The organism is Actinacidiphila oryziradicis (assembly GCF_005047355.1).
In the GTDB taxonomy this organism is placed as follows: Bacteria; Actinomycetota; Actinomycetes; order Streptomycetales; family Streptomycetaceae; genus Actinacidiphila; species Actinacidiphila oryziradicis.
Map to the genome: position 1 here is coordinate 1 of NZ_SUMC01000118.1, position 21,915 is coordinate 21,915.

Sequence of the window (21,915 nt, forward strand, 5' to 3'; positions counted from 1 at the left end):
CTTGCTCACCAGATTGGTGCCCTGATTCTTGCAGCGGATACGACGTAGACACTCGCATCCTCGCAGGTCAGCGGCACCATTCTGCTATCGGGGCGTCAGATCACCCAATTCCGCTGAATATCCAGGGTCAATGTTGACCTGGTCCGAGGTGAGGTCGGCGAAGCCGTTAGCCATGCCGTGGTTGGTGGCCGAGTAGGCGGGCCCGGCGATCTCCCAGTTCGAGAAGTTCTGAAGCGACCGCAGATCGGAGAGGTTCATGTACACCGAGTGGTTCGAGCCGACGGCCTCGGCGGTCGTGTATGCGGTTCCCCGGAATCCCAAGGAGTCCATCTTCGGCTGGGCCAAGCTGTACTGATCCACGTAGCTGTCGTCGAAGGTGACCGAGACCACGCCGCCGGGGAAGATCTCGGAGCCGTCCGAGATCACCTCGATCGACTGGAGGTTGACCGTCGCGGCGCCGGAGTTGTTGTCGTACACCGAGAACTGGAAGTCGGTGAAGCCGGTCTTGGTACTCGGCACCCCGGTGGAGCCGAGTAGGAGCCCTACGCGACTGCGACCGGCAAGATAATCCTGGCGCGGCGATGGGTGGGCGCACCGAGTTGGAGCCGTCGGAGACGCCGCTGTACGCGTCAACGTTCCTCGCCGAGAAAGGCCACAAGGCGGCGACGGTGGCGAAGTTCCAGTCGGGCTTCGGCGACCGATGTGCCCTGTGGCCGTTCAAGCGGAGGCTAGACGGGTGGCGGGCTGGAGTGGTGTGTCAGCCACTGTTGCAGCTCTCGGTGCCGGAATTGGTAGGAGGCGCCTGCAAGTCGCATGATCCCGGCGGTACAGGCCCAGTCCAGGAAGACTCCCAGCCGCTTTGGCAGTCTCCGGCGCGAGCACAGCAGGAAGACCAGGTATCGCCGTCCTGACTCGGCCCCTATGGTTAGCGCGACTGTGAACCCGATCGTGAGCCCCATCACGAACCCGGTCCAGCAGAACGCGAACATGGTCACGAGCCCGATCACTAGCCCGGCCACAAGATCGCTACGGATGATGGCACGTGGTCTTGCGGTCGTCGTCGGCTCGCCTGTTAATCCGCCTGCTAGCCCGCCCGCGAAACCTCCGACGACGAGCCCAGACACGAAGATAGGCACCCCGAAATCTAGCGCGTACTGGAGCAGCGTGAGCCCGAGCCCCAGCCCGGACAGTCCGAGGAGGCTAAAGCCGCCGAGAAGCCCGAGCTTGAGCCCGCTCTTGAGCCCGTCCGCCAGTTGACGGCGTCCGGTTGGGGTATGCAGGCGTGGCCAGCTCAGGCGTCTCGGCGGGTTCACCTGGGCCCGTGCTGCGTAGCAGCCACCTACGAAGGCCAGAGCTGACACGAATGCAGGACCGTCGAAGGAAGGCCGGGAGAGGGGGAGCGGCAGTAAGGCCGCGAGGGTGGTGAGCAGGGCGTCGGCGGTGCGTACTGGGCGGCGTCCGGCCAGTGGCCAGAGCTGGTGGAGGACAAGGTCGGTGCCGGGCCCGGCCTCTCCCTGCGGCGACGGGCCTGGGCCGGGTGCCGGGGTGTTCAGGTGGGCGGCCAGGTGTGTCAGCCAACGGCGTACATGGCTCGCGTCGTAGCCGTGGTGCGGGTGCAGGGCGATGACGGCGGGGATGAAGCGGGCGAGGAGGTAGTCGTCAAGATCGCGTGGGGTGACGTGGTGGAGCAGGTCGGCGGGATCGCCGTCGCGGGCGTAGACGGTGGCGGCAAGGCACAGCCGCCACGGGGTCGATAATGTCGTGGCCAATGTGCCGGACGGGTAGCGGTCCAGGATCTCCAGAACGGGCTGCCAGCGCGCGGCGTCGGTGATGCGCTGGAGCAGGTAGGCCTTGGCAGCGGGTGCGGTGACGGAGTCGATGTCGACGTGCGCGGCGTCCAGCAAGCGCGCCCCTCCGGTCAGGGCCTCGTAGTGAGCGGTGCGGCACGTCAGTACCACCGGCCCGGCCACGCGGCCCTCCTGGTAGGCGTTCAGCGCGTCAAGGGCCGCCCGGGCACGCGGGGCGTCAGGGGACGGGGTCCCGTCGGGCCGGGTGCGGTCCATCTCGTCCAGGCCGTCCAGCACCGGCAGCACACGACGTTGGCGGACCAGTTCGGCCGCCATATCGGCCGGCCAGTCATAGACGTCCACCAAGTGCCGGGCGAGCCGGTCTGGTAGCGGCACGGCGGTGTCCCACTCGGCCATTGACAGGCGTACCGGCACAGGGTCGTCCTCGCCCCGCTCGTCGAGCAACGCCAGCATCAGCTCCAGGACGAGCACGGTCTTGCCCGCGCCCGCAGCACCGGTGACCACCAGGCGGCGCGGGAGCGTCCGAAGGTAGTACCCGGACACGTCCGGGACGGCCGACCCTCCGCCAAACAGGCGTCCCGCGCCAGCGGGAGCCACCGCCGTCCGGGCCGACACCGTACGGAGGGTGAACGTGAGGTTGATCCGCTGGGTGTCGTCGCCCAGCAGTTGCCGCCACGCCCGCTCCTCACTCTCCTGCACCTGCCTGGCCAAGGTCGACGCCCAGCCGCGTGCCAGCCCTGCTAGGCCGCCTTCGGGTCGCTGTCGCAAGGCCATCACCGAGACCACCAGGGCCGATACCCCGACCGGTAGCCCGAGCAGGCCCGCAGTAGTCGAAGCATCCGACTGGCGATGCAGCAGCTGTACCGCCGCGTACGCCGAGCTCGCCACCACTAGCAGCAGACCGAACCCGCGCAGCCACACCCACTGGCGCCTGTCCCCACGCCCCCCGATACCAGCCATCTTCAGATCATGCCCCTGCCCCACACCCGCTGCCCAGGGAGGGGGACCAGCGCCGTCGCGCGGGGGTACTGGTGGGCGGACGGGGCGATGCGGACCACCTCCTGACCGAGGAGGTCGTTAGGAGGCAACGCCGCGCAGATGTATTCTCCGCCGCCATGGGATTCCCCTGGTCCGCGACCATCAATGGCGTCATCGCCGCACTCACCGCAGCCGCCGCCGGAGGCTCCTGGAAAGCGGCACACCGCTCCAGCGCCACCGCCGACGCCGTGGCCCGCATCGAACGCGAACGGTGGCACGCCGACCTCATGCCCCAGTTCGACATCACCCTGACGGAAACCGGTAGCGGCGACGCCCGCCTCAACGTGCACCTCTGCGGCCCCGATCACCTTCGCCATCTCGATGCGGTGACCATCACCGTCGATGATGACGACAATGACCACACAGTCCGTCAGCCTCGCGTCGGCCTGACGCAGGCGGACGTCGACGCTCAGGTCTGGGGGCCTTACCGATTCCTCCTCGGCTCAGATGGAGCAGATCAGCAAGGACGGGCGGTTGCTCCAGTCCCGCTCACTGTGGGCCGAGGTCGGCCTTTCTTCATGGAGCGCACCGAGCCTGGCCGATGGATGGCAATGAACATGGCGGCATGGCAGCGGCAGAACGCAGCCAAGCCCGTCCGGCTCATCCTCACCTGCCGCCGTGGTGACGAGGAGTGGGTCGTCGCCCGGCGAATAGATAACCCGCCGTGGACAACCCAGGCATGACGAAACACCCCCGCCCTCCGTGAAGACGGGGCCTTCGTCATGAGCTGTAGTACCGGTGGTACTACCGCCCTCTGACGGGTCATGAATCCTGCTCTGACCAGGGAAAATACCCTCCCCGGAGGGTATCCTTGACTCATCAGCTGGAGAGGCCGGAGCCGCTCATCCGATGGCGGGAGAGCCGTGTCAGCAGCGAGTTTGACCGGGATCCCCGGAGTGCCATCCCGGGAGCTGGCCACCATGGCGAGGAGCATTGCGGCTCACCTCGGCAGGGACGGCCGGACCAAGGAGGAGGCCCAGGAGCTGGGCATCCCGTTCGTGGCGATCGACCCCGAGACCCTCCTCGTGAAGTACCGCTCACTGATGCGGCGGGCCGTGAAGGACCCGGACCGGGTGGTCGAGGTGGAGCCGGTGATCATGGAGTCCGGCGAGGCCGTGGTCCCCGGGGAAGTGGCGGACGGTCAGCAGACGTACACCGAGCTGCGCGACATCTCCGAGCTCCAGCCGCTGGACCTCGCTCAGGTCTTGCTCGCCGCTGCTGCTCAAGCCCTCGCGGCGGAGCATCGTGCCAGCGACCACTTTGCGGGGCTGCTGTCCCTCCACCGCCGGGCGCAGGGGAGCATACGTGCCCCCTCTCCGACGTTGCACTAATACAAAGATTCCTGGGGCCAGGTATCGCAAGGTCTTACGAATTCGAAGCAAATCGGCACCTGCCTCCTGCGACTCTAGGAGCGAAGTATTCAGTTGCAGGTGCAACGAAATCGGAGGAGCTGGATGAGGACCACCTACGGAGGGCCGCTTCACTTGCGGACCAGGCCCTCCACCAGGTCCCGGACATCGACCCCCGGCAAGCTCGGTAAGGCGCAGCTCCTCCATGACTGGGGGGCACCGAAGCAGCCCGTACCCGCTGAGTTGGGCTCCCGGGTCCGGGTGGCCGCCCGGGGGCTCCAACGAGCCCTGGTGCCGTACGAGGAGGCTCTCCAGCTGGAGGGCACCAGGTGGCTCCCCTCCGACGGCAAGCAGCTGCCCGAGACCCTCCGCCGGGGACCGGCGGCCAAGACCTTCAGGGAGTCCCTGCTCCTCCTGGCTGCTGCTCGTACTCCGGAGGAGATTTGGGGCCGGTCCAAGTACATCCGGTGGGCCATGGAGCACGGGGACCCGAAGTGGAGCCGGGAGGACGAACGCCTGGGTGATGCCCTCCAGTCGCTCGTGGTGGCCGTGGAGCACGTGGAGGCAGTCCGCAGGAGGTCCCGGCAGGACCAACGCAGCACGGCAGCAGCAGGATGCGCAGAGGGCGCTGAGCGGGCCTCAAGGGCCGGGAGGGGAAGGCGGCCATGACGGAGATGCTCACGAGTCGAGCCCCGCTGGAGGCCGTGGAGGAGGCCATCCGGGCCTTCAACCGGTCCTCCATCGAGGAGTTCTGCCGGGAGACCGAGCTGATTCACACCCCTCGGGGCCCGATCTACGAGGTGGGCAGGGCTCATGCTCGCGCACTGTTTCACGACCGACAGGGCCAGGCGTACACGGACGCAGCCCTGGTCATGGAATCGATCGACCTGTCACTTGAGGATTGCGGTTGGGTGGAAGTTTGGCTGGAGACCCACCCGCTCGCCGTGGTCTCGTTGGCGAGGGGGAAGCACCTGGCCCTGGTGGTCGAGCTGCACCATCTCGCCCAGGTTCTGGGAGACGTCCTCCCCCAGCCGGCCAGCGTCAGGCTGATCCGTGCGAACTGGGTTCGTGCCTGGTCAACCCCGCCGAACCTCACCGACCAACAGGCCCTCGCCGTCGAGAGCCCATGAAGAAGGAGGACCCCATGCCCATGCAGCCCCGACGTCCCGTCCAAGCCCAGCCGGTGCAGCCGCGGACCCCCATGCCGGTCTTCCGGCCCCGAGCGGATACCCCGACCTTCCAGCGGATCCCGGGTCGCCCAGCGACCACCAAGCCGAGGGGAGCGGTTCCCCGCTGAGAGCGCTGAGCACCACCTGCACGAGGAGGCCCTGCCGTACGGGTAGGGCCTGCGCTCTGTTCGCAGTACGTTGTCGCCCTGTCGACTAGGAGGGGGTCCGGGTGAAGCGCGATACACCGGAATATGAGGCAGCGCTGGACGCCATGGTGTTGATCCTTCAACGCTGGGCACAGGAGGGGCGAACGGACGGTTGGTACAGCGCTCTCAGCGCGGAACTGAAGGCCGACGATCACCCGGTCCACCACCGGGGCAGGACGATGTCCGAACTCCTGGAGGACGCCTGTCGCAGGGGCAACGGGAGCGGCCAGGAGCCGATGCTCTCCGCCATCGTGATCAACAAGCACAGCAAAAAGCCCTCGGGCCAGTTCTTCGAGCTGGCGAAGGGGCATCCCTTCTACCGCACGGACCCGGACTGGACCTGGGTAGACGAGCGAGACCGAGTGTTCGGCCGCCGCCAGAACTGAGTCCCGGCGTGGATACAGGGCCGACGAACGTCGGTCTGCTCGCGGCGACGCTGGCCACTGCCGTGACCAGACGAACCGGCCGGACGAGCGATGCCCCCACCCTCACCTCGGTAGGGCATCGATGCTGCCGGAGCGCTCAGCCCTGGGCGCCACGTCCACGGCGCCTTTCGGGCATGATGCCGCTCACGTATTGGCGACGGCAGCCCACACACACCGGGAGTCGGGGAGGGGCTAGGTCTGCCGATGTAGGCCGAGGGAGCTGGAGCCGGGCCCGACCCGGACAGCATCAGCGCCGCCCAGCTCCACAATGCGGTGCCCGGTGGCGACTTCTCTGTCGCCCAGCTCGCGCGCACCCTGAAGACCACCACCGCCCACGTCATCTACTTGCTGTCCCGGCACCCGGTCGACTGGAGCCCACCGCGTTTTCGCCGCACCCAGCACACCTCCGTCCGCGCGCTGCAATGGCGTACCTGGTACGAACAAAACCGCCTATCGCTGCAAGCCATCGCCGACCTAGAGGAGACCAGCCTCGCCACCGTCCGCCTCGCACTGCTGAAGAACGGCGCCGAGCTCCGCCCTGCCGGGTCTCAGCCGGGTCGCCCGCGAAGGAGGTGAGCTTTCCGGGAGCGGAGACAAGTGGGCCTCTCCGCGCGGCGTCGCCGAGGGCTGATCTCGCCAATTCGGGAAGGGGTTCCGAACCCACTCGCCAGCGGATTGCCCTTCCATCGCGCGGAGGCTCCGCCCCGTCACTCGGGGGGTGGAATCTCCGCGCGCATGGTCATAGGTCGGCCTGATCGGTGGTCACAGCTGATTCACGTACGTGTCCTGGTACGCCGCCCTCCCTCCGAACACGTTGAGGCCGATGTGTCCGTTGGTGTACGTCGTGTCCGTCACGTCGATGATCCGCTTGCTGTTGAGGAACACCTGAATGCGGTCGCCTTCGGTGAGGATGCGGACCGGGTACGTCGTGCCGCGGCGGACCAGGGCGGGGACGTGGGCGAGGGCGGCGCCGTCGTCGAAGTAGCCGTTGGCCTTGGCGACCAGGCGGATCACGCGCAGGTCGGGGTCGATGTTCAGGCAGTAGGCGTTGGCGCCGTCGGACGAGGCGCGCCAGATGAGGGAGAGGGCTCCGCCGGTAGCGGGGTCCGGGCCGCCCAGGCGGACCAGGGTGGTGATGTCGACGTCCGTCGCCGTGCGCGCCGACATGGCGTTGGAGTCCTGGTCGAAGGTTCCGGCGCGGCCCGCGCTGTCCGTCGACCAATGGCCGGCGGGGGTGATCGTCAACTTGCCGAGGTCCGAGCGGAATTCACCGCCGGTCGGGGCGGCCGGCAGCGGCTTCACATGGTCCACCAGGCGGTAGGCGCTGTCCAGCCGGTGGACCGTGAGTGACTCGATGTGTGCGGTGCCGCCCTTGGCGTAGAAGGCCATGTCCTCGGCGTCCGGCGTGGGGAAGATCAGGCTGCTCACAGCTGCCTGTCCGGCCGTGCCGAATGCCTCGACCGATGACGAGTCGATGTACACGCGCAGGGTCACGCGGCCGCCTGTCGTTTTCATCGGTGCGGTCGTGCGGCCCGCGAAGTACTGCGTGAAGTCGCTCAGGCCCGATGCCGACCGGTCGACGAACAGCTGGTTCGCCTCGGCGTCGTATCCGACCGTCGTGTGCTGGTCGTTGTCGGCCCGGAGCCGGAAGCCGATCTCCGTGGCGGTGCCGAGGGTGATCTCGGCCTCGATCTCGTAGGCGACGCCCGTGACGCCTGCGAGCGGGTTCGCGGAGGTGGGGCCTATGGAGAGGTTCGTGCGGGTCGTGGTGGACGTACGCAGCGGGGTGAGTTCCCGGACCGGGGTCTGCACCAGGCGTACGCCGTCGGCGGTGTTCGTGAGGGTCAGTTCGCGGGGGGTGCTCAGCTGGCCGTTCCAGGCTCCGGTCGGGGCGCTGAAGGGGTAGTCCCAGTTGCTCATCCAGCCGAGCTGGACGCGGCGGTCGTCGGGCAGGCCGTAGAAGGACATCGCGGCGTAGTAGTCGCGGCCGGAGTCGGCGCGCAGGACCGTGCCGGCGGTTTGGTCGGGGGTGAAGCTCGTGCCGTTCCAGTCGCCGGTGAAGTACTGGGCGGCCGAGCCGTTCGTGGCGCGTACGGCGCCGGTGCTCAGGGTGAGGACCCACTTCACCTTGTCCTTGTCGCCGTCGACCGGGAGCGGGAAGAAGTCGGGGCATTCCCAGACGCCCGGCGTGGCCCAGTCGCCGTAGCCGAAGGAGCTGACCTGGGTCCAGGTGAGGAGGTCGGTGGAGGTGAAGAAGCGGACGTGGTCGCCGCCGGAGACCGCCATCAGCCACTGGCCGTGGGTCTCGTCGCGGATCACCTTCGGGTCGCGGAAGGTCCAGCCGGCGTCGGGACCGCCGGGGTTCTCCACGGCCGGGGTCGAATCGCCGTGCAGTTGCCATGAGCGGCCCTTGTCCTTGCTGTAGGCGATACGGACGCTCGCGTTCCCGCCCGGCTTGTCCGGGTGGTAGCTCGTGTAGTACGCGATCAGGCCCGAGCCGCCGTCGAAGAGACCGGAGGTGTCGTCCGCATCGACGATCGCCGAGCCCGACCAGCAGTTGCCGTACTCGTTCCAGGGCAGGGCGATCGGCAGGGCCTGCCAGTGGACGAGGTCGGTGCTGACCGCGTGCGCCCAGCGGCCCTGGTCCTGATGGAAGAGGTGGTATTCGCTGTCGTGGTGCACGAGGCCGTTGGGGTCGCTGGTGTAGCCGGTGAGCTGGGAGTAGTGGTACGTGGGGCGGTACGGCTCGGTGAAGTAGTCGGCGGTGCCGCGGACTTCGACGTTCTGGAAGTACGACGTCCCGTGCGCGGCCGCGGTGCCTACGGTGGCGCCCGAGGTGCGGGACACACGGGTCCTGAGCGCCCGTACGCCGTCCACGTACACCTCGATCGTCCTGCCCGTCGCCCGGGCCTCGACGCGGTACGTGCCGCCGGGCACGATGCGCCGGACCGGGCCGGCGGTGGAGGCGAGGCGGGCGCCGGAGGAGCGGTCCAGCAGGGCGACGGCGTTCCGGCCAGCTTCCAAGCGTACCTCGTAGCCGCCGGAGTCGTTCGCGGAGGCGCGTAGGACGAGACCGGCCGATGACGAGGCGCCGGCGGGTGTGATGTCGGCCCTCGCCACCAGGTCGCCGTCGGTGAAGGAGGCCGTCCGCAGACCGTCCTCGCCGCGGATGCCGCGCAGGTCGGGGGTCCAGGTGCCGGAGCGGGCCGTCCAGCCCTGGACACCGGTGGTGAGGTCGGCGGCGGCGATGTTCTCGAAGGACACCGTGCCGGAGGCTGCCGTGATCGCGAGTCGGCCTGTCTCGTGGGTCGAGTCCTGGGCGGTGATGACGGGGGCGTATCCGTCGGGCGAGAGGAAATCGGTCTGCCAGTGCACGCGCAGTTCGCCACCGTCGGCTTCAAAGCGCAGGCGGTAGACGGTGTCCGCCTTGATGGTCGTCGCGTACGTGCCGAGAGTGACGTTGCCGTCGATGCGGTAGAGCCGCAGTGTGCCCTGGCTCGGGTCGGCCTGGACGCCGTAGCCGCGCGTGGCCTCGGTGTCGGTGCGGACCAGCAGACAAGCGACCGCGGCGGCGTCGTGCAGGAGCAGGTCGGCCTGGAGCGCGGTGTCGTATGCCCGGGTCGTGGTAACCGCTCGGGCGGTGGCTTTCTGGGAGGGAGCGGCCTGCCAGCCGAGCGGCGTCGCCGTCCAGGTGCCGCCGCTCGTGCTCCAGCCGGTCAGGTTGGTGGTGACCGCCGAGACCGAGGGCGGGCCGAATGTGACCGTGCCGCCCTGGGCGAGCAGGCCCACCGAGCCGGAGTCGTAGCGGTGGTCCTCGGTGTGGAGGAGTTGCCTTCCGTCGACGTACACCGTCAACTGCGGGCCGTCCACGGTCACTTCGAGGTCGTACGGGCTTGCGGCACGCACCGGCGCGGTGGCGAGCGTGTCGCCACTCGCCAGGTCGTAGAGCCGTACGCGGGCGCGGGCCGGGTCGACGGTGGCCGCGTATCCGGTCGAGCCGTCCGGGGCGGTTCGGAACACCGACCCGCCCACGGCGGAACCCGATTCGGGCGTGATACGGGCCGTGTACGTGCCCTTGGTGCCGAGTTGCTGCTCGGACAGGGCGAGGGCGGGACCGCGGCGGCCGACGGTCGCTCTCTGGCCGCCGTCGGAGGTGCGGACCCACGTGCCGGTGACAGCAACCGGGTCAGGGATCGGAGTGGAGTCGGGGGCGGCGCTCGGGGTGGCGCCCTGCGCTGCGGGGACGATGCCTGCGAGGGGCAGAAGGGTTGCGGCGGTGCCTCCTGCGAGCAGGAGGGTACGGCGGGACACGCTCATGGCGGCTCCTGAGGGAAGGGTGGACCGCGGCCCGGGGGGTCGAACGCCCCAGGGGCCGCGGCCGGATGGACCGGCGGCAAGGCCAGGCGCTCCGGCTGTAACGCCGGCGGTAAGACGGTCACGGCCACAGGGGCCGGGGCACGTCGGTGAAGGCCGACGCCATCTGCCAGGCGTCGAACCGTTCCAGGGTCACGTCGCCGTCGGCACCGATGCCGACGCCCATCGCCTCGTCGGGGCGGGTGGGGTAGATGCGGGCGGTGAGAGGGCGGCCGTTGGCGAAGATCTCCAAGGCGGAGTGGTCGACGAGGACGCGCAGGTCCACCCGGCCGTCCTCGCCCAACGGGAGCTCGCCGTAACGGGGTTCGATGTCGACCGTCGGATCGAGGCTGCTCGTCTCGCGGTGCAGCAGGAGGGTGCCGCCTCCGTCGTGCGTCCGGCTCACCTCCACGACCGTGCGCTCCGCGCCGTCCGGTGTCTCGCGGACCACGAGCCGGGCGGTCGCTCCGGGGGCGAGGCGCAGGGTGGTCTCGATGTCCAGCTGGTCCCCGCGCACGGCGTTCAGTCGGGTGTACGGCTCGGTCAGCGCGCCCGGCGCCACCTCCACGCGCTCCCTCCGCAACTCGGTCAGCTCCGGCACCGGCGCCTGGTCCAGGCGGCCGTCCGCACCGAGGGTGACGACCCGCGGCAGGGACATCACTCCGCACCAGCCGGCCTCCGCAGTCGCCTCGTCGGTGCGGCCCTCCTGGAGCCAGGCGAACATGACGCGGCGGCCCTGTTCGTCGCGGGTGGACTGGGGGGCGTAGAAGTAGCGGCCGCCGTAGTCGAGGCGGTGGACGGCGGTCGGGGTGAAGGTGTCGCCCTCGTAGCGGCCGGTCCAGTACAGGGGGTGGTGGGTGGTGCCCTCGTCCCAGGCGGAGAAGACCAGGACATCGGTGCCGTCGACACCGAACAGGTCGACGCACTCCCACATCGTGCCCGTCCAGTCCAGTTCGCCCCGGTTCTGTGAGGCGTTGCCCGTCAGCAGCGGGCCGATGTAGCGCCAGGTGCGCAGGTCGTCGGACTCGTAGAGGAAAGCCGTCCCGCCCACGCCCCGCACGCCCGAGCCGATCAGCTGGCGCCAGACCTTCCCCTCCCGCCAGACGCAGTGGTCGCGGAAGGCGGTGATGTCCACGCCCTCCGGCGGGGCGGCGATGACGGGGTTGGCCGGGTCCTTGGTCCAGTACCTCAGATCCGTCGATCCCCGGGCCACGCACGGGAGTTCGTGCTCTCCATGCCTGCCCGAGTAGACGATCGTCGGTACTCCCCCGTCGTCCACCAGGACGCCGGACCAGCAGCCGTCCCGGTCGGCGCCGTCCGAGCCCGGTACGAGGGCGATCGGTTCGTCGGTCCAGTGGACGAGGTCGGTGCTGGTGGCGTGACCCCAGTGGATGCGGTGGTGGGCGGCCGCGAGGGGGTTGTACTGGTAAAAGAGGTGGTAGACGCCGTTCCAGTGGGTCAGGCCGTTGGGGTCGTTGAGCCAGCCGCCGGGCGAGGTGAAGTGGAAGCGGGGGCGGTGGGGGTCGCGGTGGGCGCGCTCGGCCAGCCCCTCGGCGGTGGGCGTGCCGGAGGGGAGGGTGAGGTCGTGGGTCATGCGGCGGTGGTCTCCGCTTTCTCGCTGGTGTCGGTGGCCTCGCCGTCCGGCCGGTCGGTGGCCTTGAGCACTCGGCGGGCGATGTCGGAGGCGGGTGCGCGCAGGTGGCAGCGCACCCAGTGGGGCTCTCCCTCGTCCTCGCCGAGGATGTGGCGGACGGGGTCGGTGCGGCTGCACGTGCCGTCGTCGCCGTACGGGCAGGACGTGGGGTTGAGGATCGCTTCGCGGAGCCGGGCGCGCTCGACCGGGTCGTAATCCCCGGTCCGCTCGGGGTCGGGTACGGCGGACAGCAGTAGGCGGGTGTAGGGGTGGGCGGGTGCGTCCATGACGGCCAGTGCGTCGCCGCCCTCGACGAGTTCGCCGGCGAACATGACCATCGTGGTGTCCGCGAGGTAGCGCGCGGAGCCCAGGTCGTGCGTGATGTAGAGCATGGCGATGTCACGCTCGTCGCGCAGGCGCCGCATCAGGTTGAGCACGCCGACGCGCACGGAGACGTCCAGCATCGAGGTCGGTTCGTCGGCGAGGATCAGCCGGGGCTCGACGGCGAGGGCGCGGGCGACGGCGACGCGCTGACGCTGGCCGCCGGAGAGTTCGTGCGGGTAGGACTGGAGCATGTCCTCGGTCAGCCCGACCGTCGTCATCAGTTCCCGCAGTGCCTCGCGTGTGGCGGGGCGGCCGTGCACGACGAGGGCCCGGGTGAGGAAGTGCTCGACGCGGTGCACGGGGTTTAGGGAGCCGAAGGGGTCCTGGAACACCATCTGGACCTTGCGGCGGTACGCCCGTGACGCCCACCGCCGCTCGGTGCGCAGGATGTCCACGCCGTCGAGCAGCACCTGTCCGGCGGAGGGCTGTTCGAGGCGGGCGAGGCAGCGGGCGATCGTCGACTTGCCGCTGCCGGACTCGCCGACCAGAGCGGTGATCCGGCCGGCGGGCAGGTCGAAGGACACGTCGTTGACGGCGCGTACGCGGCGCCGGGAGAAGACGGTGCCGACCTGGAAGGTCTTGGTCAGGCCGCGTACGGACAACAGCGGTTCGGTCATCGCGGGCTTCCTCCTTCGGCGCTGCGGGCCACCCAGCGGCCGGGGCCGATCTCGCGCAGGTCGGGGATGTTCATGGAGCAGTCCGAGCGGTCCTCGGGGCAGCTCAGGTGGAACCCGCAGCTGTCGGCGGTGCGCGGGGCGTCGAAGAGGCCGGTGAGCTCCCGGCGCGGGCCGGTCAGCGGCGGGAAGGCGTTCATCAGCGCCTCGGTGTACGGGTGGAGCGGCTTGGCGAACAGCTCCTTGGCGTCGGCGAGTTCGACGATCCGTCCGCCGTACATCACCCCCATGCGGTCCGACAGCTCGACCATCAGGGACATGTCGTGGGTGATGAAGAGGATGGAGAAGCCCAGCTCCCGCTGGAGGTCACGGATCTGCGCCATGATCTCCTGCTGCACGACCACGTCGAGTGCGGTGGTCGGCTCGTCCATGATCAGCAACCGGGGCTTGAGAGCGACGGCCATGGCGATGACCACGCGCTGGCGCATCCCCCCGGAGAGCTGGTGCGGATACGCCTTCAGCCGTCCCGGGTCGATGCCGACCAGCTCCAGCAGCTCGCCCGCCCTCACCCGCGCGGCCCGCTTCCTCAGCTTCTCGTGGGTGGTGAAGATGTCGCCGATCTGTTCGCCGATGGTGAGGACGGGGTTGAGCGAGTTCATCGCCGACTGGAAGACCATGGCGATCTCCCGCCACCGGAAGGCGCGCAGCTCCCGCTCGTCCAGGGCGAGTACGTCGCGGCCCTGGAAACGGATGGCTCCGGCCGTGATCTCCGCCGGGGGCTTCAGCAGCCGCATCACCGCGTTGGCGATGGTGGACTTGCCGCAGCCCGACTCACCCGCGAGGCCGAAGACCTCTCCGGTGCCGATGGAGAAGGAGACGTCATCGGCGCCAATGACGGTACGTCCGTCACCGCGGTACTCGACGCGCAGGCCGCTCACCTGAAGTACGGGTTCCATGGCTCAGCCCCTCCTCTGACGCCGGGCACGGCGGCTGCGCAGCCTCGGGTTGGTGATCTCGTCGACCGCGTAGTTGACCAGCGCGAGCGCGAAGGCGACCAGCGCGATGCACAGCCCGGATGGGAGGAAGGCCCACCACGCGCCGGTCATCAACGCGCCGTCGTTGCTCGCCCAGTACAGGTTGGTGCCCCAGCTGACGACGCTGCTGTCCCCGAGTCCGAGGAACTCCAGGCCGGCCTGGGCGCCGATGCCGAACATCACGCAGCCGAGCAGCGTGGTCATCACCACGGACGCCATGTTGGGCATGATCTCCCGGAACATGATCCGCAGCGGGCGCTCTCCGGTGACGACGGCCGCGGCCACGAAGTCCTTGCCGCGGATCGATTTGGCCTGCGCCCGCAGCACCCGGGCCGAGCCCGCCCAGCCGGTCACGACGAGCACCAGGATCACGGTGGAGGTCCCGGGCGGCAGGAACGCGGCGAGGATGATGAGCAGCGGCAGGCCGGGCAGCAGCAGGAAGATGTTGGTGACCAGGGTCAGCGCGTCGTCCACGATACGGCCGAAGTACGCCGACGCGAGGCCGACCACGATGGCCACCGCGGTCGCCGCGAGCCCCACGGTGAAGCCGACGAACAGGGAGCTGCGCGCGCCCCACAGGCTGAGGGCGAGCACATCCTGTCCCTTGGCGGTCGTACCGAGCCAGTGTGCGGCCGAGGGCGCTTGGCTGCCCGTGGAGTTGATGAACGACGGGTCGCCCGGAGCGAGGACGGGAGCGAGCAGGGCGACGAGCGCGAAGAGAGCTAGCAGAGTCAGCCCGGTCAGCGCCTTCCTGTTGTCCACGAGCTGGCGCAGCAGCCCGCGCCGGCGGGCGGCCCGCGCCTGGGTTGCCGGCGCGGCGGTCCCCGTGGTCTCGATGTCTACGGCTGTCATGTCGGCCCCCCTCAGCGGACGCGGACGCGCGGGTCGAGGCGGACGTAGACGAGGTCGACGAGGAAGTTCGCGAGGAGTACCGCCGCCGTGATCGTCAGGAAGATGCCCTGCATCAGCGGGTAGTCCAGGCCCTGGACGGCCATCAGCAGCTGGTAGCCGATGCCGGGGTAGGCGAACACGACCTCGGTGAGCAGGGCGCCGCCGACCACGAAGCCGAGCGCCATGCCGAAGTTGGTGACGGAGGGGAGCAGCGCGTTGCGCGCGGCGTAGCGGAACATGATCCGCGAGGGGCTCAGGCCCTTCGCCTCGGCCATCGTGATGTAGTCCTCGGCTGCTGTGGCGATCATGGTGTTGCGCATGCCGAGCATCCAGCCGCCGACGGAGACCAGCACGATGGTCAGCGCGGGCAGTACCAGGTGGGTGGCGACGTTCGAGACGAACTCGCCGTTGAAGCCGGGGGTCAGGCCGACATCGTAGGCGTGCCGCAGCGGGAACCAGCCCAGGCTCACCCCGAACAGGTACAGCGCGCCCATCGCCAGCCAGAAGTACGGGAAGGAGCCGACGAAGATCAGCAGGGGCGGGAAGACGGAGTCGAGGACGCCGCCGCGCCGCCAGGCGGCGACGATGCCGAGCACATTGCCGAGGACGGCGGCGATGACGAGCGCCACGCCACCGAGCAGCAGCGTCCAGCCGATCTGCGAGCCGATCACCTCGGAGACCGGGGTCGGGAAGCGGCTGATGGAGATGCCGAGGTCGCCGGTGAGGACGCTCTTGACGTAGGAGACGTACTGCTCCCAGAGGGGGCGGTTGTCCAGGCCGAAGAGTTTGCGCAGCTGGGCTATCTGGTCGGGCTGCATCGTGCCCTGGGCCTGCGCGAACATCCGGGAGACCGGGTCGCCCGGCATGAAGCGCGGGAGAACGAAGTTCAGGGTGATGGAGGCCCAGAAGGCGAGCAGATAGAACCCCAGGTTGCGCAGGATGAGACGCACGGGTCGTGCTCCTGTCGGTGGGGGAACGGGGGAGTCGGGCGCGGGGCGGCCGTCCGGGGAGGGGGACGGCCGCCGGTCCGCGCGGGCGGCGTCAGCCCTTGACGGGCTTCAGCGACGTGAGCACGAGGATCGTGCTGCCGTTACGGTTGCCGAGGGTGGCGTACGGGTTCTTCTCGGTGGGCCAGCCGGTGAAGCGGGCGTCGGTGTACGCGCCCCACTCGGGGCCGGTGAACAGCGGGACGACGGGCGCGTCCTCGTTGTACAGCTCCTGCAAGCCGTCGATCTGCTTGCGCTGCGCGCTCTCGTCGGCAGCGGCGGCGAAGGCGTCGATGAGTTTGTCGGCCTTCTTGTCACCGAAGCGGTGGTAGTCCTCGGTGGCCTGCTTGCCGACCGGCTGGAGCATCTTGGTCGACATCACGCCGCGGAAGTACTCGTACGGTGTGGCGCCGTTGTTGCTCCACACGATGCCGGTGTCGAAGGTGCCGGTGTTGTACGACGCCGAGACCGCCGACCAGTCGGGCGTCTTCACGGTGGCGGTGATGCCGACCTTCGCCAGGTCCTGCTTGATGATGTTGGCGACCGAGATCCAGTCGGAGGAGGCGGAGCCGACGGAGATGTCGAGCGTGAAGTCCTTGCCGTTCTTCAGCTTCCGCTTGCCGCCGCTCTCCTTGTAGCCGGCCGCGTCCAGGGCCTTGGCCGTCGCGTCGGTATCGTACTTCGTCCAGGTGCAGGAGGCGGCCAGCGACGTGTCGCGCCACTTGTCGTACGTGCGGGCCAGGCCCGTGCAGTCGGCGGGTTCGGCGTAGCCGTTCATCGCGACTGCGGTGATCTGGTCGCGGTCGACGGCCATGCTGAGCGCCTTGCGGACGGCGGGGTCGTTGAAGGGGGCCTTGGTGGTGTTCAGCTGCCAGTTGATCATGGCGCCGGTGGCCGGGAACCAGTAGTGGTTGTGCTTCTTGTCCTTGGCGACGAAGGACTTCTCGATGTCAGGGATGAACGACTGCGTCCAGTCCACCTCGCCGTTGGTGAAGGCGAGGTTGGCGCTGTCGTTGCCGGAGAAGGCGAGCATCTGGATACCGGCGATGTGCTGCTTGGCGGGCTGCCAGTAGTCGGGGTTCTTGAGCAGCTCGTACGACTGGCTCTGGAATTTCTCGATCTTGGTGTACGGGCCGGTGCCGACCGGGTTGGGGTTGGTGAACTTCGCCGGGTCCTTCACCTTGGACCAGATGTGCTTCGGCAGGATGTAGTGGCCGCTGATCTCGTAGAAGGCGGGAGAGAAGGCCTTGTTGAAGGAGAACTTCACCGTGTGGGCGTCGACCGCGGTGACCTTGTCCAGGTAGTCGAAGCCGCCGAGCACCTTCTTCTGGAGCTGGAAGGTGTAGACGACGTCGTCGGCGGTGAGCGCCTGGCCGTCCGACCACTTCACGCCATCGCGCAGCGTGAAGGTGAGGGACTTGCCGTCCTTGGCCTGCTCCCACTTGGTGGCCAGCCACGGGGTGTCCTTGGCGTCGGCCATGCTGTGCACCGCCAGCGGCTCGTAGACCGCCTGCAGGGTCATGGGGGCGGCCTGCGGGGACAGCGGGTTGAAGTTGCGCGTGAACGTCGCCAGGTCCTCGCGCGGGATGGTGAGCAGCTGGTTGCCGGAGGTGTCACCGGCGCCGGAGGCGCCTGAGCCACCCGTGCAGGCGGACAGGACCAGGGTTGCGACGGCGGTCGCGGTGACCACTCTCAGAATCAGAAGGGGCCGCAGCCGCCGTGAAGGCATGGAGGGTGCCATAATGGAGACTCTTTTCCTCTCTTCAACACACAGGACGAAGACGGGTTGGGATTCCTCGACGGACTGATTAGCGGTCAGACCGACGAGCGTTCGAGCAGCGGGCAGCCGATCGTCACCCGATGGGTGTCGAGCGGCTGCCCCGCTGCGAGAGCGGCGAGCATGGCGACGCCCTTGGTGCCCATGGCCTCGAAGGGCAGGGCGAGCGTGGTCAGCTTCGGCCGCAGATAGGCGGCGATGAGTTCCTGGTTGTCGAACCCCACCACGGCAACGTCGTGTGGGATGCGAAGGCCACGTTCCTTGATCGCGTCGTAGGCGCCCATCGCCATCCGGTCGTTGCCGCAGAACAGCGCGGTGGGCCGGTCGGCGGCCGGGCGGTCCAGCAGTTCGCATGCGGCGGTGTAGGCGCCGTCCGCGGTGGCCCAGCCGGGGATGACGAGGGAGGGGTCGGGGGTGATCCCGGCCTCGCGCAGGGCACGTTCGTATCCTTCGCGTCTGCCGATGGCGGCCGGGATCGCCGGGTCGAGGTTGATGAACCCGACGCGGGTGTGACCGGCGTCGAGGAGCCGGCGGGTCGCCCGGTACCCGCCCGACACCTCGTCGGGCAGGATGCACGGCAGCTCCCCTTCCGCGTCATAGCAGTTGACGAGCACCGTCGGCACCTCGCGGATGGCCTTGGGGAGCGTGACGGCCCGGTGCCAGGTCGTGGCGTACAGCAGCCCTTCCACGCGGTGCTCCAGCATCTGGTCGAGCGCGGCGGCCTCCTGGGCGGGATCGCCCGCGCTCGCGGCGATCAGCAGGAACCTCCGGTCGGCCCAGGCGCGGCTCTGCGCCCCCGTGATCACCTCGGCCGCGAAGGGGCCGGTCACGATCTCGGTGATCAGACCGAACCATCCGCTGCGGTTCGCGGCCAGCGACCGCGCCCCGGCGTTAGGCCGGTAGCCGAGCTCGTTGATCACCTCCAGGATCCGCCGACGGGTCTCGTCGGGGATCGCGGCACCGGGCCGGTCGTTGAGGACGAAAGAGACCGTGGTCCGCGAGACACCCGCGTGGCGTGCCACGTCACTCATGGTCACGCGACGCGCCTTGTTCGTGGCCACTTCCAGTCCCTTTCAGCCGGACAGAGGCGCGACAACGCCTCCAGTTTCGCGCTTTAATAACGCGCGTTAGTTCCGTGTTGCAGGGAAGTTACGTCCGTCTTGAGTGACATGTCAATACCTATGCATGGGCTTCATCAGGCCACCGGCCCGGTGCCCTTCGCCGGTACGGACGCGGGACGACCCGCACCGGCCGGACCCCTGCGCGGGGCGGCAGCCCCGCGCCCTTCCTGAGAGAGGCAGACCTCAGCATGGCCCGACCCCAGTTCCCCGGCAGCGTCACCGTCCTCGGCGAGTGCGTCGCCGACGCCTTCACCGACCCTGCCCGATCCGGCCCCGGCGAAATCGCACTGCGCGCCCTGCCCGGTGGCGGCCCCGCCAACACCGCCGTCGCCCTCGCCCGCCTCGGCACCCCCACCCGCTTCCTCGGACGGTTCTCCAACGACGTCTTCGGCACCCTCTTCCGCACCCGCCTCAGCGATTCCGGCGTCGACCTGACCGGCAGCGTGGCCGCCCCCGAGCCCAGCACCCTCGCCGTCGCCGACCTCGACGAGACCGGCCAGGCCACCTACACCTTCTACGCCGACAGCTCCGCCGACTGGCAGTGGACCGACGAGGAACTCGCCGCCACCCAGCAGGACGACTCGGCCTGCCTGCACACCGGCTCCCTGGCACTGATACGCCAGCCCGGCGGAAGCCGAATCGAGGACCACCTCGCCACGGCACGCGAGCACGCCACGATTTCCATCGATCCCAACGTCCGCCCCCTGCTCGTACCACCCTCCGCCTACCGCGAACGGCTCCCCCGCTGGTGCGCCCTCGCCGACATCCTCCGCCTCAGCGAGGACGACCTCGCCCTGCTCCTCCCCGGCACCGGCCCCGAAGAGGCCTGCGACACCTGGCACGCCGCCGGTGTCCGCCTCGTCGTCATCACCCTCGGCGAGCACGGCGCCCTCGCCTCCCTCGACGGCCTCCGCGTCACCGTCCCGGCCCCGGCCGTCGACGTCGTCGACACCGTCGGCGCCGGGGACTCCTTCACCGCGGGCCTGCTGCACCGCCTCGCCGCCCTCGGACACCTCGGCGGCCGACTCGACGCACTGAGCCTCGAAGACGTCACCGACGCATGCTCCTTCGCCGCCCGAGTCGCCGCCCTGACCTGCTCCGTTACCGGCGCGAACCCGCCCCGGGCGGACGCAGCGGCTCTGCAAACCGGCGTCCAACGCCTCCTGCCACACGCCTGAACGCGGCACGCCCGTTCCCGCAGCTATGGACGCGGGAACGGGCCCCGAATCCAAACAGACCGCGGCCCGTACGCGCTGTAGCCGCGGCGTCGCCGGTGTTGCCGAGGCCGGAGCGCCGGGGAGCCGAGCGGTGCTTGAGATCAGGCGCGGCTGTCGGTGAGGTCGGCGAGGAGCGCGGTGATGACGCGGCCCGCAGCGTCCATGTCGACCGAGCCGGGGCGAGCAACTACTGGACCGGGCAAGAACTTACATCGCCTATCCCCCCGGACATGCCATGCGGCTGATCGCCGACCTCTCCCCATGCTAGGAAAGCGCCACCATCCTGAGACAAAAGCACCCGTCCGCCGCGTGAGACGGTCCCGAGAACAACTGGTCAGCGCAATGCCATCTGCCGCAAGTCGCGAGAACTTACAGCGCGGCGGGCTACACCGCCAGCGGGACGAACCCGCCTACTCCTCGCCGACTACGACGTTCATGCGGCAGGTCACGCCCGCCGCACGTCCAGCGTCACCCAGGCCCACACGGCCCCAGCGCACGACGCAGCTGGAAGGCGCAGGAAACGGCACGGTGCCCCGCCCTCGACGTGAGGGCGGGGCACCGTTCGTCAACTGGGGTCAGTGGTGGTTGCGGCCCCACGAGGCGGTGTCGATGATGCGGTCGCGGTCGTTGCGGAGGGTGGCCTGGTCGGCGCCGTTGTTCCACACGTAGGCGCGGCGGTCTTGGTAGACGTCATGGCGGGTGTCGCGGCCGGTGCCGGTGTGGACGCGGACCGTGGAGCGCCCGTCGAGGCGCAGGTCCTTGAAGCTGTAGGTGTGGTCGGCGCGGTCGGACAGGGTCCAGCCGTCGAGGTTGACCGCGTGGCGGCCGGTGTTGGTCACCTCGACCCACTCGGCGTTGAGGCTGCGCCGGGAGCGGTCGTCGTGGCCAGGGCTGTCGTACTGGATGTGACCGAGGACGGCTGCTGTTACGGCGCTCCGAGGGTGATGGTCCCGTCGAAGGCGATCTTCGCGTTCCACGGCAGGATGGTGGAACCCAGACTGCTAACCGGCCCAGTCCAGGCGGGGATCACGGACCAATGGTGTGAGGCGTCCTGGACGAACTGCTCGGCCTGCTTGTAGATAGGGCTGCCGACCGTCACCATGCACCTGTCAGGAAAAGCCTCGCTGTATCGGACCGAGGCGTACCCGTAACGGTTCGCGTTCGGGGGAGGGAACTGATTATCGAAAGCGAATTGTCCGGCGTACTGCTTGGTGCCGTCGCGGTCGTAGTTCCAGTCGAAAATGCACCAGGAGGCGGCGTCGATGGTTTTGGGCGAGGTCGCAGTCGTGGTGTTGGTGTTGATCGTGTTCGTGGTCGAGTTACCGAAGATCGCCTTCGTGCTCAAGACAACGGCTACCAAGACCACTAGGGTGACCGCGGCCACGGCTATGCCCTGGGTCTGCTCCGGGAGTCCCTGCCAGAAGGTGCCGGTGGGTCTAGGCGGGGGCTCCCAATCGGACCACTCACCGGAAGGGTCGGGAGGGCCAGGAGGCAAGGGAGGAATGCCGGGAAAGTCGTTAGGGAGGGGCAAAATGCCGGGAGGGTCGTTATCGTCCATGGCGGCATTCTAGGAGCGCCCGTCAAGACCGTCCCTCACAACCGTGGGGCGGCGGCCCACAGTTGTGGGCGTGGTGCCCACCACGGGCAGTTGTGGCGCAGACGGACACGACTGGCCGACGCCCGGCCGGGTCGGGCCGTTGCGGCCGAGGACGAGACGCAGATCGGGGGCGACCTGTTCGCGGTCGCCCGCGCCGCCCATCCCTGCACCTGGGTGGTCATCGGCGATGTCCGGGGCAAGGGCCTGGGTGCCGTCGGGGAGGCCTCGGTGGTGCTGGGCGCGTTCCGTGAGGGCGCTCACCGGTGCGCCACCTTGCCCGTGCTCGCGGCGGCCCTGGAAGACAGCGTCTGCC

The 21,915-nt window shown here is 69.1% G+C and carries 20 protein-coding genes; 8 read left to right on the forward strand and 12 right to left on the reverse strand.

Annotated elements, in window-relative coordinates; genetic code table 11:
• Positions 1-84: 84 nt before the first annotated feature.
• Positions 85-519 carry a polysaccharide deacetylase family protein gene (locus FCI23_RS47150; RefSeq protein ID WP_136730178.1) on the reverse strand — a complete coding sequence of 145 codons (435 nt, stop codon included), beginning with the start codon at positions 517-519 and terminating at the stop codon, positions 85-87.
• 209 nt (positions 520-728) lie between these two features.
• Positions 729-2,768, reverse strand: a complete 2,040-nt coding sequence (locus FCI23_RS47155; protein WP_136730179.1) for an NACHT domain-containing protein — start codon at positions 2,766-2,768, stop codon at positions 729-731.
• Positions 2,769-3,034: 266 nt separating this feature from the next.
• On the opposite strand from FCI23_RS47155, the gene FCI23_RS47160 reads away from it, so the two are divergent.
• The 6 genes from FCI23_RS47160 to FCI23_RS47185 all read left to right on the forward strand — a co-directional run bounded on the left by FCI23_RS47160 (position 3,035) and on the right by FCI23_RS47185 (position 6,571).
• Positions 3,035-3,529, forward strand: a complete 495-nt coding sequence (locus FCI23_RS47160; protein ID WP_169317302.1) for a hypothetical protein — start codon at positions 3,035-3,037, stop codon at positions 3,527-3,529.
• A 237-nt stretch (positions 3,530-3,766) separates the two neighbouring features.
• Positions 3,767-4,177 (forward strand): hypothetical protein, encoded by a 411-nt coding sequence (locus FCI23_RS47165; protein ID WP_136730181.1) that lies wholly within the window; start codon positions 3,767-3,769, stop codon positions 4,175-4,177.
• Between the two features lie 123 nt (positions 4,178-4,300).
• On the forward strand, positions 4,301-4,864 hold the full coding sequence (locus FCI23_RS47170) for a hypothetical protein (RefSeq protein ID WP_136730182.1): 564 nt from the start codon (positions 4,301-4,303) through the stop codon (positions 4,862-4,864).
• The gene (locus FCI23_RS47175) at positions 4,861-5,325 is read left to right on the forward strand and encodes a hypothetical protein (RefSeq protein ID WP_136730183.1); all 465 of its coding nucleotides are present in this window, start codon (positions 4,861-4,863) and stop codon (positions 5,323-5,325) included. The genes FCI23_RS47170 and FCI23_RS47175 overlap by 4 nt, the downstream gene beginning before the upstream one ends.
• Before the next feature lie 268 nt (positions 5,326-5,593).
• Entirely contained in the window at positions 5,594-5,956 is a 363-nt protein-coding gene (locus FCI23_RS47180) for a hypothetical protein (protein ID WP_136730184.1), read from the forward strand.
• 312 nt (positions 5,957-6,268) lie between these two features.
• Complete coding sequence (locus FCI23_RS47185; RefSeq protein ID WP_136730185.1) at positions 6,269-6,571, forward strand: hypothetical protein; 303 nt, start codon at positions 6,269-6,271, stop codon at positions 6,569-6,571.
• 186 nt (positions 6,572-6,757) lie between these two features.
• On the opposite strand, the gene FCI23_RS47190 is transcribed toward FCI23_RS47185, so the two are convergent.
• From FCI23_RS47190 to FCI23_RS47225, 8 genes are all read right to left on the reverse strand, one after another.
• A complete protein-coding gene (locus FCI23_RS47190; RefSeq protein ID WP_136730186.1) occupies positions 6,758-10,312 on the reverse strand; it encodes a GH32 C-terminal domain-containing protein in 3,555 nt (1,184 codons plus the stop codon).
• A gap of 118 nt (positions 10,313-10,430) precedes the next feature.
• Complete coding sequence (locus FCI23_RS47195; RefSeq protein WP_136730187.1) at positions 10,431-11,942, reverse strand: glycoside hydrolase family 32 protein; 1,512 nt, start codon at positions 11,940-11,942, stop codon at positions 10,431-10,433.
• A complete protein-coding gene (locus tag FCI23_RS47200; RefSeq protein ID WP_136730188.1) occupies positions 11,939-12,982 on the reverse strand; it encodes an ATP-binding cassette domain-containing protein in 1,044 nt (347 codons plus the stop codon). The genes FCI23_RS47195 and FCI23_RS47200 overlap by 4 nt, the downstream gene beginning before the upstream one ends.
• Positions 12,979-13,935: an ABC transporter ATP-binding protein gene (locus FCI23_RS47205; protein ID WP_136730189.1), complete on the reverse strand. Its 957-nt coding sequence runs from the start codon at positions 13,933-13,935 to the stop codon at positions 12,979-12,981. The genes FCI23_RS47200 and FCI23_RS47205 overlap by 4 nt, the downstream gene beginning before the upstream one ends.
• Positions 13,936-13,938: 3 nt before the next feature.
• Positions 13,939-14,865, reverse strand: a complete 927-nt coding sequence (locus FCI23_RS47210) for an ABC transporter permease (protein WP_136730190.1) — start codon at positions 14,863-14,865, stop codon at positions 13,939-13,941.
• A gap of 11 nt (positions 14,866-14,876) precedes the next feature.
• Positions 14,877-15,854 (reverse strand): ABC transporter permease, encoded by a 978-nt coding sequence (locus FCI23_RS47215; protein ID WP_136730191.1) that lies wholly within the window; start codon positions 15,852-15,854, stop codon positions 14,877-14,879.
• A 91-nt stretch (positions 15,855-15,945) separates the two neighbouring features.
• Entirely contained in the window at positions 15,946-17,580 is a 1,635-nt protein-coding gene (locus FCI23_RS47220) for an ABC transporter substrate-binding protein (protein WP_246144727.1), read from the reverse strand.
• A gap of 125 nt (positions 17,581-17,705) precedes the next feature.
• On the reverse strand, positions 17,706-18,698 hold the full coding sequence (locus tag FCI23_RS47225) for a LacI family DNA-binding transcriptional regulator (RefSeq protein ID WP_169317303.1): 993 nt from the start codon (positions 18,696-18,698) through the stop codon (positions 17,706-17,708).
• Between the two features lie 278 nt (positions 18,699-18,976).
• Between FCI23_RS47225 and FCI23_RS47230 the strand changes: the two genes are divergently transcribed.
• The gene (locus tag FCI23_RS47230; protein WP_136730194.1) at positions 18,977-19,966 is read left to right on the forward strand and encodes a carbohydrate kinase family protein; all 990 of its coding nucleotides are present in this window, start codon (positions 18,977-18,979) and stop codon (positions 19,964-19,966) included.
• 614 nt (positions 19,967-20,580) lie between these two features.
• Here the strand turns inward: FCI23_RS47230 and FCI23_RS47235 are convergent.
• Both FCI23_RS47235 and FCI23_RS47240 read right to left on the reverse strand, forming a co-directional pair.
• A complete protein-coding gene (locus tag FCI23_RS47235; protein WP_136730195.1) occupies positions 20,581-20,982 on the reverse strand; it encodes a lamin tail domain-containing protein in 402 nt (133 codons plus the stop codon).
• Positions 20,931-21,563 carry a hypothetical protein gene (locus FCI23_RS47240; RefSeq protein ID WP_136730196.1) on the reverse strand — a complete coding sequence of 211 codons (633 nt, stop codon included), beginning with the start codon at positions 21,561-21,563 and terminating at the stop codon, positions 20,931-20,933. Before FCI23_RS47240 ends, FCI23_RS47235 begins: the two co-directional genes overlap by 52 nt.
• Before the next feature lie 90 nt (positions 21,564-21,653).
• On the opposite strand from FCI23_RS47240, the gene FCI23_RS47245 reads away from it, so the two are divergent.
• On the forward strand, positions 21,654-21,915 hold a 262-nt coding region (locus FCI23_RS47245; RefSeq protein ID WP_246144728.1), incomplete at its 3' end, for a SpoIIE family protein phosphatase.

Coding starts and splice junctions, on each gene's coding strand:
- FCI23_RS47225 (WP_169317303.1), bottom strand. CDS start 18,698: ATGAGTGACGTGGCACGCCACGCGGGTGTCTCGCGGACCACGGTCTCT.
- FCI23_RS47240 (WP_136730196.1), bottom strand. CDS start 21,563: ATGGACGATAACGACCCTCCCGGCATTTTGCCCCTCCCTAACGACTTT.
- FCI23_RS47230 (WP_136730194.1), top strand. CDS start 18,977: ATGGCCCGACCCCAGTTCCCCGGCAGCGTCACCGTCCTCGGCGAGTGC.
- FCI23_RS47195 (WP_136730187.1), bottom strand. CDS start 11,942: ATGACCCACGACCTCACCCTCCCCTCCGGCACGCCCACCGCCGAGGGG.
- FCI23_RS47210 (WP_136730190.1), bottom strand. CDS start 14,865: ATGACAGCCGTAGACATCGAGACCACGGGGACCGCCGCGCCGGCAACC.
- FCI23_RS47175 (WP_136730183.1), top strand. CDS start 4,861: ATGACGGAGATGCTCACGAGTCGAGCCCCGCTGGAGGCCGTGGAGGAG.
- FCI23_RS47155 (WP_136730179.1), bottom strand. CDS start 2,768: ATGGCTGGTATCGGGGGGCGTGGGGACAGGCGCCAGTGGGTGTGGCTG.
- FCI23_RS47170 (WP_136730182.1), top strand. CDS start 4,301: ATGAGGACCACCTACGGAGGGCCGCTTCACTTGCGGACCAGGCCCTCC.
- FCI23_RS47165 (WP_136730181.1), top strand. CDS start 3,767: ATGGCGAGGAGCATTGCGGCTCACCTCGGCAGGGACGGCCGGACCAAG.
- FCI23_RS47190 (WP_136730186.1), bottom strand. CDS start 10,312: ATGAGCGTGTCCCGCCGTACCCTCCTGCTCGCAGGAGGCACCGCCGCA.
- FCI23_RS47200 (WP_136730188.1), bottom strand. CDS start 12,982: ATGACCGAACCGCTGTTGTCCGTACGCGGCCTGACCAAGACCTTCCAG.
- FCI23_RS47205 (WP_136730189.1), bottom strand. CDS start 13,935: ATGGAACCCGTACTTCAGGTGAGCGGCCTGCGCGTCGAGTACCGCGGT.